We start from the raw sequence: 12748 nt of genomic DNA on the forward strand, positions 1-12748 counted from the left end.
TCACCTGGGTCAGTTGCTGCCGCTGCTATTGTTGTCGAGGTCGTAGCCGAAGCTGACGCCAACGCCCTGGAACAACACCACGTCGGCCAGTTGCCGAGCCATTTCACCGGCTTTGGCCAGGCCGGTCTTGGGCACGAAAAGCATGTCTTCCGGTTGCAGGTAGGCGATCTGCGAGGCGTCTCCGCTCAGGGCCTTCTCCACGTCGTAGTGGCGGGCTTCAACCTGATTGCCGTTGCGACGCATGATCACCACCGAGTCGAGCCTTGCCTTGACGTTTGTGCCCCGGGCCAGGGTTAGCGCCTCGAGAACGGAGATCGGCCGGCGGATCGGGTAGGAACCGGGTTGGGCCACTTCACCGAGGACATAGATCTCGTTGCCGCCGGTGGACTTGAGCAGCACGTCTACCGTCATGTGGCCGGGCAGTTGGGCATAGCGCTCGTTGAGGAAGGTTTCCAGTTGGGTGACGGTCATGCCTTGCAACGGTACGGCACCGATTTCCGGGAAGCTGGCGTAGCCATCCCGGCCCACGATGATTTCCCGGCTCATGCCGGTGGCCGGGTGGGTCAGGGTGTTGCGCAGGCTCGTCTCGCCGGACAGCGGGCTGGTCACCATGACGGTCAATTGGTTGCGATTGGGCTGGAACAGCATCTTCTGGTTGTAGGCACGCTGCACTGCCAGGCGCGCCTCGTCGGTGGTCAGGCCGGAGACTTTCACCGAGGTGTTGGCGCCCGGCAGTTCGATACTGCCGTCGGGCATCACCTGTTGCGTGCCGTTGAGTTGGCTGGCGGCGGTGAAGTTCAGGGCAACCTGGTCGCCCGGCTGCACGCGGTAAGCCTGGGAAGAGGTGGTGTCGATGTGAAAAATCACATCCAGCACATCCTGCGGCCTCAGGGTCTGTTCGACCTTGGGCATGTCAGTGGCCTGGGCATTGGCCGGCGCAGCCGTGAGGATCTGCACCGGCATCGAGCGGGTGTCGCTGGTACTGGAGCAACCGGCAAGCGGCAGCAACAGCAGGACAAGCATTTTGGCGTTCATCTCGTCATCCTTTTGCAGGCTTACAGGTTGTTGTAGAGCCACTTGGGCATGTAGTACTTGCGGCGGTTGAACACGCTGCCGACCACTTTCGCGCCTGCTTGGGACAGGCGCTGGCGGGCGGCCTGGGCCACTTCCCAGCGGGTGTCTTCACCGCGTACCACCAGCACCACGCCGTCCGCCTGGGTACTCATGACCAGGGTGTCGAAGGCCGAGTACACCGCGTCAGCGTCGATCACCACGAAGCGGTACTGCATCGCCAGTTGCTTGAACAACGGGCGCAGACGCTCGGGACTCAAATGTTCGGCATTGCGCCCGAGACGGCCGTGGGGCAGCACATCGAAGGGCAGGCTGGAGGACTGCACTACGCAGTCCTGCAACAAGGGCGGCGACACGCTGTTGAACAACAGGTCGCTGAAGCCGCGCTCCTTGTGCAACGCCAGTTGCTGGCTGAGGTTGTGCGGTGACTGGCTGGCGTCCACCAGCAGCACACGACCGCTGCTCATCTGCGCCAGTTGAGCGGCCAGCGCCATGGCGCTGGTGCTGGTCCCGGTACCGGTGTTGGCGGCCGTCAGAAGCAGGATCCGCAGGGAAGGGTCGAGCACGGTCGAGGTCAGATTGGTCTCGCTCGGGCTTGCAATGGTGAGGATGTTCGTTGAGCCGTCCATTTAACTCGCTCCGTGGCCGCTGAAAACTTTGAAGGGGGTAATCATCAGGATCTTCAAATCCAACAACAGGCTTTGTTCAGCGATGTAGCTGAGGTCCAATTCCACGCGCTGGTCGAAGTCGATATTGCTGCGCCCGGAGATCTGCCACAGGCCGGTCAGGCCGGGGTAAATGCTCAGGCGCACAAGATGGTTGTCCTTGTAGCGATAGGCGTTGAACGAGGTCGGCCGCGGGCCCACCAGGCGCATGTCGCCGGTCACTACATTGATCAGGTTCGGCAGTTCGTCGAGGCTGCTGCGTCGCAGGAACCGGCCGATGGGAGTAATGCGTGGGTCGTTGTCGATCTTGAAGTCGATGGCATCGGCGCCGTGCTTGTTGAGGTGGCGCAGCGACTCCTTGAGGGCTTCGGCGTTGGCGACCATGGTGCGGAACTTGTACATGCCGAAAACCCGGCCTCGGTAACCGGTACGCTTCTGCACGAACAGCACCGGGCCGGGGCTGGAGAACTTGACCAATAGGGCCAGGCCCAGCAGCAGCGGGCAGAGCATCACCAGGATCGCCAGTGCGCCGAGGCAGGCCACCACCCGGTTGGTGCGTGAGACGGTCCAGGGCCGACCGCCGTCGCGACCGGTCAGCCAGCCACGACCTTGTCGGTGGATGGCGGCGTCCAGGCGCCTGCGGTGGTCGGGGTCGACACGTTTGTCGCGTCCGCGGGTATCAATCGGAATGTCTTGCTCATGGCGGGTCATAGGTTCCTCCGCTGAAGTTCAGCCGTGAACGGCGCGTGGGCGATGGGAAATGCGTAGTAATCGAGGAACCACTGGACGAAGCGGCCCAGACCGTCGTCCAGCGCGATGCCGGGCCGGAAACCGGTGGCCCGTGCCAGGTCGCTGGCGTCGGCGCAGGTATTGAGCACATCCCCCGCTTGCAGCGGCAGCAGCTCGATGCGGGCGGTGCGGCCCAGGTGTTTCTCCAGCAGCGCCACGTAGGTGCGCAGTGCCACCGGATGCTGGCCGCCGATGTTGTAGACCCGCCAGGGCGCACGGCTGGTGGCGGGGTCCGGTTGTTCGTGATCCCGCAGCGGCGTGACGTGGGGCGGTTGTTCGATCAGCCGGGCGATGCTTTCGATGATGTCGTCGATGTAAGTGAAATCGCGCTGGTGCTCGCCATGGTTGAACAACTGCAGCACACGGTCTTCAGCAATGGCTCGGGCAAATTGGATCGGCGACATATCCGGCCGGCCCCAAGGGCCGTACACCGTAAAGAACCGCAGGCCGGTGCAAGGGATACCGAACAGATGGCTGTAACTGTGGGCCATCAACTCATTGGCTTTTTTGCTTGCCGCGTACAGCGACAGGGGATGGTCCACGTTGTCCTGCACCGAATACGGTGTGCGCGAGTTGGCGCCGTAGACGGAGCTGGAGGAGGCGTAGATCAGGTGCTTGACCGGATACCGGCGGCAGCTTTCCAGGATGTTCAGGAACCCGGTGAGGTTGCTGTCGACATAGGCCCGCGGGTTCTCCAGGGAGTAACGCACCCCGGCCTGGGCGGCGAGGTGAATCACCACCTCTGGGCGGCGGGTTTGGAACAGTTCATCGATGGCCGATGCGTCGGTGAGGTCGATCCGGGCCAGGGGGAACTCGCCAGCCTGGTCTTTCACCCAGGCCACGCGGTCGTGCTTGAGCTGCGGGTCGTAGTAGTCGTTGAAATTGTCCAGCCCGCACACCCGATGCCCGTCGCGCAGCAGTCGCAGCACGCAATGGGCGCCGATGAAACCGGCCGCGCCGGTCACCAGGATATTCACGCTTGCGGCCCTTGGGTTGGCAGGCTCGGCACGGTGTGCCGCAGGCCGATGCCGCGATACAACAGCCCGGCGGCGGCCAGGTGTTCGGGGTTGTACAGGTTGCGGCCATCGATGATGACCCGGGCGCGCAGTTTGCTGGCCAGCAGTTCGAAGTCCACCACACGGAAGTTCTTCCACTCGGTGCAGATCACCAAGGCGTCAGCATCTTCCAGGGTGTCGTCGCGGGTGGCGCACAGATTCAGGTCTTTGCGATAGCCATAGAGACGGCGGCATTCGGACATGGCTTCGGGGTCATAGGCCTGGACCCGGGCGCCTTCGCGCCACAGCGCTTCCATCAGGTAGCGGCTGGGCGCTTCGCGCATGTCGTCGGTGTTGGGCTTGAAGGCCAGGCCCCAGATGGCAATCGACTTGCCGGCCAGGCCATCAGGGAATTGCAGCGCCAGTTTCCCGAACAGGATGTGTCGCTGGCTGTCGTTGACGTCGGTGACACTGCGCAGCAAGCGCAGTGGCATGCCGCTTTGTTCGGCGGTGTGGAGCAGGGCGCGCAGGTCCTTGGGAAAGCATGAACCGCCAAAGCCGCAACCGGGGTAGATGAAGTGATAGCCAATGCGCGGGTCCGAGCCGATGCCCTTGCGCACCGCTTCGATGTCAGCGCCCAAGCGTTCGGTGAGGTTAGCCAGTTCGTTCATGAAGCTGATGCGGGTGGCGAGCATCGCATTGGCGGCGTACTTGGTCAGTTCCGCGCTGCGGTTGTCCATGAACATCAGTTTTTCGTGGTTGCGGCAAAAGGGCGCGTAGAGCTCCGTCATCTGGTCGCGGGCCAGCGGGTCGGCGGTGCCGACGATGATCCGGTCCGGGCGCATGCAGTCGGCCAGGGCGCTGCCTTCCTTGAGAAATTCGGGGTTGGACACGACGCGTACGGTGAGTTTTTTCAAGCCCCGGCGTTCAAGGACCTGGCGCGCGCATTCGGCGACTTTGTCGGCCGTGCCCACTGGCACCGTGGACTTGATGATCAGGGTGCGATCGCTGTCCATGAAGTCGGCGATTTGCCGAGTGACTGCCAGTACATGGCTCAGGTCGGCCGAGCCGTCTTCATCGGCGGGGGTGCCGACGGCTATGAAGATCAGTTCACCGTGGTTGACCGCGTCGCTGGCTTGGGAACTGAACAACAACCGCCCGGCCTTGATGGTGTCTTCGAGCAACGCGGACAGTCCCGGTTCGCTGATGGTCGGGACCGCTTGCTGCAGTTGCCGGATCTTGTTGGGGTCGATGTCGATGCACAAGACGCGGTGCCCGACATCGGCCATCGCGGCGGCTTGGATCAATCCCACATACCCCGTTCCAAATACGCTCACGTCCATTCTTGGCGCGCCTCATAAACCGTTTGATGTAACTCGGATGAAACTGTTTAGAGGGGTATAGCGCAGCCTTCAGAAAAGCGTGTCAGCAAAATGACAGTTGTCAGTGTTGGCAATTCAAGTGAAATCGGGCCTTTTGATATCAAGTCATTGACTGAGTTAGAGAAGTGTTTGTTTTACGGGGTGTGCAGGCTATTTAACAAAGCGATGAACGGTATATATCCATAGATTTTCATATTTTGTTACCTGTTTTCGTGTCGTTTTTGGGGTAACTTTTTTTTGACGCATGGTTAAGAGGGGGTGTTTCTTGCGCTTTGAAAAGCGGCTGCTAACGTGCAGGAACGAAGCGCTTTCGATACCGCGATCCGGTCGAGGAAAACATGGCCCGCTACCTCAAGGAATTGCTGCTGTTTTTGTACCTGCTCAAGGGGTACGCCTATTACCTCGACCGTCTCGATGCGTTGGGCCTGGGCTTGGCAACCTTGCTGTTCGGCGCCATGTTCGTGTGGTTGGTGGTGGCGCTGTGGATGTGCGCCTACATACGCCAGACGATGGTGAGGCATGTGTTTGCCTTGGCGCTGTTTGTTTCAGCGGTTTTTTTCGAGGTGTACACCCAGGTCACGGACAGTTACCTGACCTACAGCCAGTTCGTCTCGCTGGTGTACTCGGGAGGGTTCATCCAGGAAGCGGCCTATCAGTATCGCGAGGTGATCGTCAGTGCGGTGATCGGCGGCTTGTTGCTATTGTTCGGCATCGCCCTCAAGCCTCGGCGGACGCTGCGAGTGCCCGGTTATCTGCCGGTGCTCGCACCCATACTGGGCGTGGTGTTGCTCAGTGGCGTGCTGTTCGTGCGGGCGGGCGAGGGCGCGCGCGGCCTGCCGGTGATGTACACGCCGTTGGCCTATTTGAATCTCTTTGCCTACGAGTCCTTGCACAACACCATCGGCCCCCGGGAGCCGGTCAGGCTGGCAAGGCGAACGTCGGCGATCGAGCATGACATTGTGCTGATCATCGATGAAAGCATCGCTGGCAATTATCTGGATATCAATACGCCGTCCGGCGTCTACACCGGGCTGAAGACGCCGCCCGACGGCGTGGACATTTTTAATTTCGGCTACGCGGCCTCCATCGCCAACTGCAGCGCCGACACCAACGTCACCCTGCGTTACGGTGGCACTCGCGCCGACTACGTGCGCATCAACAGTACCTTGCCGTCGATCTGGCAGTACGCCAGGAAGGCCGGCTTGCGTACTGTCTACATCGACGCCCAACGCACCGGCGGCAACCTGCAGAACCTGATGACCAAACTGGAAAAACAGGACATCGACGAATTCGTCCAATTCGACCAGGTCAGCGTGCGCGACCGCGACATGGCGGCGGCGGCGAAGTTGATCGAACTGCTGGGCGACCACCGGGCCGAACTGGTGGTGATCAACAAGGTGGGGGCGCATTTCCCGGTACACGACAAATACCCCGATGATTTCATGAACTACCGCCCGGCCTTGCCGCGCGGGCAGTTCCAGGAAGTGACCGATACCGGCAGCCGCGACGGCTTCAATGGGCAGAACGATGATTGGTTGTTGTACCGCAACGCCTACCAGAACACCTTGCTGTGGAACATCGGTGAGTTCTTCAAGCGGATTTTTCAGCAGGCCAATCTGAGCAACGCTGTGCTGATCTACACCTCCGACCACGGCCAGGACCTGCACGAGCGCGGCAACCCCGGGCTCAACACCCACTGCGACGGTAACCCGGTGGCGGAAGAGGGATTGGTGCCGTTGGTGGTGATCCAGGGCAGTCAACTGCGCACCCTCGATTGGCGCGATGCTTGGGCGCAAAACAAGGACCGCTCGAGCCACTACAACATCTTCCCGACGCTGTTGCAGCTGATGGGGTATGACCCGGCCGGGGTCGAAGCGGCCTATGGCAAATCCTTAAGTCAACCGACCGATGATGACTTCACCTTCAACTACCGTTTCAACGCACGGCTGGGGGCCAAGCCGGCGTGGAAACACATTGATCTGGGCAGCATCGTGACACCGCCAGCCGGGCAGGCTGAAATGACGGCGGGGCATTAACCCGCGAACCCGCGAACCCGCGAACCCGCGTGGGCGCGATGCGCTCACGCGTAACTTCCCCCAAGGGCTCTCACTGCGCTTCAACCTCCGCTATCCTGACTCCCTCGCTTATCTGTCGAGCTTTACCATGCTTGAGGTCCACGACGTCTTCAAAAGCTACACCACGCCGCAAGGCCCGTTGCCGGTACTGCAGGGCGTCGACCTCAGGCTGAAGCCGGGCAGCAGCCTGGCGCTGATGGGGGAGTCGGGCAGTGGCAAGAGCACGCTCCTGCATCTGGTCGCGGGGCTGGACAAGGTCGATCGCGGCAGCATTCGCAGCGGCGAGTATCGACTCGACGGCATGAGCGAAAGCCAGTTGGCGAACTGGCGACGTACCGAAATCGGCCTGGTGTTCCAGCAGTTCAACCTCATCAGCAGCTTGCCGGTGGAGGACAACTTGGCATTCCAGGCGCGGCTGTGCGGCCGCTATGACCCTGTCTGGCAGGCCCATCTGGTGCGGCGGCTCGGGCTGAAAGACTTGCTGCAACGTTATCCCGAACAGCTTTCCGGCGGACAGCAGCAACGGGTGGCGCTGGGGCGGGCTCTGGCTTCGCGGCCGCCGTTGTTGCTGGCTGATGAACCCACCGGCAGCCTCGACGAAGCCACCAGCGACGAGGTGTTGCAGCTGTTGTTGGAGTTGCTGGACGGCAGCTCCACGAGCCTGCTGATGGTTACCCACAGTCCACGGGTGGCGGCGCGCCTGGCCCATCGCGTGGCGTTGCACCATGGGCGCCTGGCGCAGGTGGCCCAGGGGTGATGATCTTTCGCCAGACCCTCAAGGCGCTGCTCAGCCATTGGCGCCAACACCCGGTGCAGTTCTTCAGTGTGCTGACCGGGCTCTGGCTCGCCACCAGCCTGCTCACCGGCGTGCAGGCGCTGAACAGTCAGGCCCGGGACAGCTACGCCCGGGCCAGCCAGCTTATCGGCGGTGAACCCCAGGCCAGCCTCAGTGCACCCGGCGGCGGCACCTTCCCTCAGCAATGGTTTGTCGACCTGCGGCGCCAAGGCTGGCCGGTGTCGCCGGTGGTGCAGGCGCGGGTGATGCTCAAGGGGCATGAAGACCAGCGCCTGCAACTGATGGGCATCGACCCGGTGTCGCTGCCCCCCGGTACGGCGCTGGCGGGGCAGGCGCGAGAGATCACCGAGGTGGTGGAGTTTTTTAGCGATCCTGGCCGCACCTGGATCGCTCCACAAACCTTGCAAGCCTTGGGGATGGGCGAGGGTGACCGGCCTCAAACTGTCGATGGGCAATCCCTGCCGCCGCTGCACGCCCAGGCGGACATGGCGCCGGGCGTATTGTTGATGGACATCGGTTTTGCCCAACAGGTACTCGCGCTGCCGGACCAGCTGTCACGACTGCTGTTGCCCGCCACGTCCTCTGCGGCGTTGCCGGAGGCGTTCAACGGTCGGCTGCAATTCAAGCGCGCCGATGAAGAAAACAACCTGTCGCGCCTGACCGAAAGCTTTCACCTGAACCTCGACGCCTTGGGGTTTCTCTCCTTCGTAGTGGGGTTGTTCATCGTTCACGCGGCTATCGGCCTGGCCCTGGAACAGCGCCGCAGTCTGCTGCGAACCTTGCGGGCCTGTGGCATCAGTGCCCGGGTGTTGATCACCTGCCTGGCCCTTGAATTGGGCGCGCTGGCCTTGCTGGGCGGGATCGCCGGGGTGCTCAGCGGCTATTGGCTGGCGAGCCTGTTGTTACCCGATGTCGCGGCGAGCCTGCGGGGCTTGTACGGTGCTGAGGTGGTTGGGCATCTGAACCTCAGCCCGTGGTGGTGGCTCAGTGGCGTAGGCTTGAGCCTGCTGGGTGCGTTGTTGGCCGGGGCCGACAGCTTGCTGCGGGCCGCGCGCCTGCCCTTGTTGGCGTTGGCCAATCCCCAGGCCTGGCATCAGGCCCATGCGCGCTGGTTGCGACGCCAGGGCTGGGTGGCGACACTGGCGGCGCTGATCGCCGTGTCGGCGTTGATCTGGGGCGACAGCCTGGCCAGCGGTTTTGTCTTGATGAGCACCTTGTTGCTGGGGGCGGCGCTGGCCTTGCCGGTGTTGCTCAATCGCGTGCTGAACTTGCTGGTGCGCCGCAGCCGTTCGGTGCTCGGGCAATGGTTTCTCGCCGATTGCCGCCAGCAACTGCCGGCATTGAGCCTGGCGCTGATGGCTTTGTTGCTGGCGCTGGCGGCCAATATCGGTGCTGGCAGCATGACTGCAGGCTTCCGCCAGACCTTCAGCAACTGGCTCGAACAACGGCTGAGCGCCGAGTTGTACATCAATCCGCAAACCCCGGCCCAGGCGGTGGAGTTGCACGCCTGGCTCAAGCAGCAACCAGCGATCACTGCCGTCGTGCCCATCTGGCAGGTATCGATCCCGTTGCAGGGTTGGCCGGCGGATATCCACGGCATCATCGATCATCCCCACTATCGCCAGCATTGGCCGCTGTTGGAATCGGCCAGTGACGAACCTTGGGCACAACTCACCCACGCCGACACGCTGATGCTCAGCGAACAGCTGGCCCGGCGCCTCAAGGTGAGGATTGGCGACCCGTTGACTATCCCGACACCCACCGGGCCGTGGACGCCGCGGGTCGTCGGGATCTATGCCGACTATGGCAACCCCAAGGGCCATGTGCTGGTCAATGCCGATCATTTGCTGGCGCACTGGCCGGACCTGACGCCGAATCGCTTTAACCTGCGTATCGAGCCGTCCGCGATGGCTTCGATGCTGACGGCGTTGCAAAGCCGGTTCAGCCTGGACGACAGTCGCATCGTCGATCAGGCCCGGCTCAAGGGCTGGTCGACCCAGGTGTTCGAACGCACCTTTGCCGCCACCGCCGCCCTTAACAGCTTGACCCTGGCGGTGGCCGGGGTGGCGTTGTTCATCAGCCTGCTGACCCAAAGCCAGAGTCGCCTCGGGCAGTTGGCGCCGTTGTGGGCGCTGGGGGTAACGCGCCGGCAACTGATGCTGCTCAACCTTGGCCAGACCTGGCTGTTGGCGCTGCTGACCCTGATATTGGCCTTGCCGTTGGGCATCGCCCTGGCCTGGTGCCTGGACGCGGTGATCAACGTGCAGGCTTTCGGTTGGCGCCTGCCGTTGCGGGTGTTCCCGTTGCAGCTGGCGCAGTTGCTGGCCCTGGCGATGCTCGCCACGCTACTGGCATCGGCCTGGCCGCTGTATGCGTTGTACCGCACGCAGCCGGCGGATTTGCTGAGAACCTTTGCCCATGAAGATTAGAGTCGGCCTGATGGTGCTGGCGTTGCTCAGCGGTTGTGATGACTCTCCGTCGGCGCAAAAGGGCTTTGCCGGCCTCGGCGATCAGGCTGTGGCATTCACACCGGTGGTGCCCGGCCGGGTGTTCAGCTTTCCTGCTGACCACGGGCTTCATGAGGGCTTTCGCATCGAGTGGTGGTACGTCACCGCCAACCTCAAGGATGCCGAAGGGCGTGAGTTCGGTGTGCAATGGACGCTGTTTCGCAGCGCCTTGAACGCGGCTCCCCAGGCCAGCGGCTGGCGCAACCAGACGATCTGGCTCGGCCACGCCGCCGTTACGTCCGCCACTGTCCACCATGCCGCCGAGCGTTACGCACGGGGTGGCGTGGGGCAGGCCGGGGTGCATGCGACACCCTTCGAGGCGTGGATCGACGACTGGCGCTTCGGCACTCAAGCGTCAGGCGTCGATCCTCTGGCGGATATGCAACTGCAGGCCCGGGCCCCGCACTTCAACTATGCGCTGCGGCTCACGTCGACTCGCCCGCTGGTGTTGCAGGGCGATCACGGTTTCAGCCAGAAATCCGAACAGGGCCAGGCGTCGTACTACTACAGCCAGCCGTTCTTCCAGGCCAGCGGTCAACTGGAGATCGATGGCCAACGTTACTCGGTCAGCGGCCCGGCCTGGCTTGACCGCGAATGGAGCAGCCAGCCCCTGACGGCAAACCAGACCGGGTGGGATTGGTTCTCCCTGCACCTGGACAGCGGTGAGCACGTGATGCTCTATCGCATGCGCCACAAGGCGGGTGAACCGTACCTGACGGGCACTTGGATCGATGCCCAGGGCCAGGCGCAAACCCTGCACGCGGGGGAGATCAGCTTGGTGCCACTGGACACCGCCAAGGTCGCCGATCGGTCGATGCCGGTGCGCTGGTCGATCAAGATCCCCGGCAAGCAGCTCGACGTCACCACCCAGGCCTTGAACCCCAACGCCTGGATGAACCTGCGTATTCCCTATTGGGAAGGGCCGGTGCGGTTGAGCGGCAGCCACATTGGCAACGGCTACCTGGAAATGACCGGCTACTGAGAATCGCCGGAACTCCCCGCTAACGTCAGCCCTCATACCTTATGAATGCCTCGCAGGAGCCCGTCATGAGCGATGACCTCAAACCTCCGTCGCTGGCCGATTGGCAGCGGTTGTTCAACGACCAGGCCTATTGGCAACAGTCACCCGATGCTCACTTCAGCGAGTTGATGCGGATGAACGATGATCTGTTCGGCCAGGGGGCTATTGATCTGGCGCAGTGGCAGGCGCTGAAGGCCAAGGCCGAGCAACTGCACCAGCGTTCCCCGGATGCCAATGTCGCTGAAGAACTCGCCGACCCTGATGCCTGATCGCCAGGCTTGAAAACCCAAAGGAGCTCGTCATGAACCACCGTTCCGATCAAACGCCGCACAACCCTGACGAGCCGGCGATGCCTGGCGAAGTGGAACGCGACAACGACGCCCTGCGCCCTAACGATCCGGCCAGGCGCAAACAGCAGCAGGGGGACTCCGAGGCGGGAGAGACCGATGCGCAAAAAGCCGGGCGGCGTCAGTCGTCGATCATTTCGACGCAGGATGAATAATTATTTAAATGGGCTCGCGGAAATATCCTGCAAGTTCCACTAGTATTGTGCCGTTCGCCCAGTGTCAGGCTCTTTACCAGTGCATGGAATGCCGAGGCCGTCGCACTGGGCGAACACCTCTCAGGGGCAATATCCCCGTTTACTTCAATGCACATCGGCCAGCAGACCTGGCCGGTGCATTGACAGATGCTCTCGAATTAACTGACGACCAGTGAACGCCAGTCATCGGAACCCGAGGTGCCGCTGACTTCGTGGGTCCAGGTGATCTTGCGATAAGTGAAGTGCACATCTTCCAGATGGGTGAAATGCGCGTTCGCGGGATCCTGGCAATTGAGCATGAAGTCCTTTATCTCGACGATGAGCGCGTCCTCCAGTGTCGTGGTGTAGTAGTGCTCCTGGGTTCCGGCAGCCGAAGTGCGGTACCACTGGATTTCGACTTTGGTCAGGCGTTCGCCGCTGGTCAGGGCGGCCAGCAACAGTGGCGAAGCCTTGTCGAATACTTTGGTGATGATCAAAGGCTTGTGTATGCGTTGACCGGTTGGCTGACCCGACTGAGGGTCGCGCGGGATCATTACCTGGTGCTCGAAGCCTTGCACCATGACCTGGTCTTCATGACCTTCTTGGTAAGTATTGCCGACTGAGTCGGCTGTAAACGCGCCAGCAGTGATCAGGCCTTGCTTGGTGCCTTCGATGGATATGTAAGCGGGGGTAGCCAATGGATGCTCTCCTTCCTGGATAACTTAAGGGCCTGGGACGGGAATCGTCCCGAGGTGGCCTGACGGTTATCAAGAGCTATGCCACTTAATAAAAATACATATAAATCAAACGGTTATATTTTTGCTTTGTAGGCCGCTGTGTTGAGCGGAGCGGAATGCGCGTAAGAGACCGCCCAGTGCTGTGCATCCTATAGCGCACTGGGCCGGCACGGCGGCCCTACAGGCGAAG

At 62.0% G+C, this 12748-nt stretch carries 12 protein-coding genes; 6 read left to right on the forward strand and 6 right to left on the reverse strand.

Going from position 1 to position 12748, the window contains the following annotated elements:
• Positions 1-9 precede the first annotated feature (9 nt).
• The 5 genes from CD58_RS10000 to CD58_RS10020 are packed head-to-tail and all read right to left on the reverse strand — an operon-like array spanning position 10 to position 4863.
• Entirely contained in the window at positions 10-1035 is a 1026-nt protein-coding gene (locus CD58_RS10000) for a polysaccharide biosynthesis/export family protein (protein WP_025212873.1), read from the reverse strand.
• Positions 1036-1055: 20 nt separating this feature from the next.
• Positions 1056-1700, reverse strand: coding sequence for a CpsD/CapB family tyrosine-protein kinase (locus tag CD58_RS10005; protein ID WP_025212874.1), 645 nt, complete (start codon positions 1698-1700; stop codon positions 1056-1058).
• A complete protein-coding gene (locus tag CD58_RS10010) occupies positions 1701-2447 on the reverse strand; it encodes a sugar transferase (RefSeq protein ID WP_025212875.1) in 747 nt (248 codons plus the stop codon).
• The gene (locus CD58_RS10015; protein ID WP_025212876.1) at positions 2444-3502 is read right to left on the reverse strand and encodes an NAD-dependent epimerase; all 1059 of its coding nucleotides are present in this window, start codon (positions 3500-3502) and stop codon (positions 2444-2446) included. The genes CD58_RS10010 and CD58_RS10015 overlap by 4 nt, the downstream gene beginning before the upstream one ends.
• Positions 3499-4863, reverse strand: coding sequence for a UDP-glucose dehydrogenase family protein (locus CD58_RS10020; protein WP_025212877.1), 1365 nt, complete (start codon positions 4861-4863; stop codon positions 3499-3501). The genes CD58_RS10015 and CD58_RS10020 overlap by 4 nt, the downstream gene beginning before the upstream one ends.
• Positions 4864-5240: 377 nt before the next feature.
• Between CD58_RS10020 and CD58_RS10025 the strand changes: the two genes are divergently transcribed.
• The 6 genes from CD58_RS10025 to CD58_RS10050 all read left to right on the forward strand — a co-directional run bounded on the left by CD58_RS10025 (position 5241) and on the right by CD58_RS10050 (position 11803).
• Positions 5241-6938, forward strand: coding sequence for a sulfatase-like hydrolase/transferase (locus CD58_RS10025; RefSeq protein WP_025212878.1), 1698 nt, complete (start codon positions 5241-5243; stop codon positions 6936-6938).
• 127 nt (positions 6939-7065) lie between these two features.
• Positions 7066-7734, forward strand: coding sequence for an ABC transporter ATP-binding protein (locus tag CD58_RS10030; protein WP_025212879.1), 669 nt, complete (start codon positions 7066-7068; stop codon positions 7732-7734).
• Positions 7731-10202 (forward strand): ABC transporter permease, encoded by a 2472-nt coding sequence (locus CD58_RS10035; protein WP_025212880.1) that lies wholly within the window; start codon positions 7731-7733, stop codon positions 10200-10202. The genes CD58_RS10030 and CD58_RS10035 overlap by 4 nt, the downstream gene beginning before the upstream one ends.
• On the forward strand, positions 10192-11262 hold the full coding sequence (locus tag CD58_RS10040) for a lipocalin-like domain-containing protein (protein WP_025212881.1): 1071 nt from the start codon (positions 10192-10194) through the stop codon (positions 11260-11262). Before CD58_RS10035 ends, CD58_RS10040 begins: the two co-directional genes overlap by 11 nt.
• A gap of 65 nt (positions 11263-11327) precedes the next feature.
• Positions 11328-11570 (forward strand): hypothetical protein, encoded by a 243-nt coding sequence (locus tag CD58_RS10045; protein ID WP_025212882.1) that lies wholly within the window; start codon positions 11328-11330, stop codon positions 11568-11570.
• Positions 11571-11602: 32 nt separating this feature from the next.
• A complete protein-coding gene (locus CD58_RS10050; RefSeq protein WP_025212883.1) occupies positions 11603-11803 on the forward strand; it encodes a hypothetical protein in 201 nt (66 codons plus the stop codon).
• A 197-nt stretch (positions 11804-12000) separates the two neighbouring features.
• Here the strand turns inward: CD58_RS10050 and CD58_RS10055 are convergent, their stop codons facing one another.
• Positions 12001-12519, reverse strand: coding sequence for an Hcp family type VI secretion system effector (locus CD58_RS10055; RefSeq protein WP_025212884.1), 519 nt, complete (start codon positions 12517-12519; stop codon positions 12001-12003).
• Positions 12520-12748 lie beyond the last annotated feature (229 nt).

The organism is Pseudomonas brassicacearum (assembly GCF_000585995.1).
Lineage (GTDB): Bacteria > Pseudomonadota > Gammaproteobacteria > Pseudomonadales > Pseudomonadaceae > Aquipseudomonas > Aquipseudomonas brassicacearum_A.

Coding starts and splice junctions, on each gene's coding strand:
- CD58_RS10045 (WP_025212882.1), top strand. CDS start 11,328: ATGAGCGATGACCTCAAACCTCCGTCGCTGGCCGATTGGCAGCGGTTG.
- CD58_RS10005 (WP_025212874.1), bottom strand. CDS start 1,700: ATGGACGGCTCAACGAACATCCTCACCATTGCAAGCCCGAGCGAGACC.
- CD58_RS10040 (WP_025212881.1), top strand. CDS start 10,192: ATGAAGATTAGAGTCGGCCTGATGGTGCTGGCGTTGCTCAGCGGTTGT.
- CD58_RS10050 (WP_025212883.1), top strand. CDS start 11,603: ATGAACCACCGTTCCGATCAAACGCCGCACAACCCTGACGAGCCGGCG.
- CD58_RS10025 (WP_025212878.1), top strand. CDS start 5,241: ATGGCCCGCTACCTCAAGGAATTGCTGCTGTTTTTGTACCTGCTCAAG.
- CD58_RS10020 (WP_025212877.1), bottom strand. CDS start 4,863: ATGGACGTGAGCGTATTTGGAACGGGGTATGTGGGATTGATCCAAGCC.
- CD58_RS10030 (WP_025212879.1), top strand. CDS start 7,066: ATGCTTGAGGTCCACGACGTCTTCAAAAGCTACACCACGCCGCAAGGC.
- CD58_RS10010 (WP_025212875.1), bottom strand. CDS start 2,447: ATGACCCGCCATGAGCAAGACATTCCGATTGATACCCGCGGACGCGAC.
- CD58_RS10000 (WP_025212873.1), bottom strand. CDS start 1,035: ATGAACGCCAAAATGCTTGTCCTGCTGTTGCTGCCGCTTGCCGGTTGC.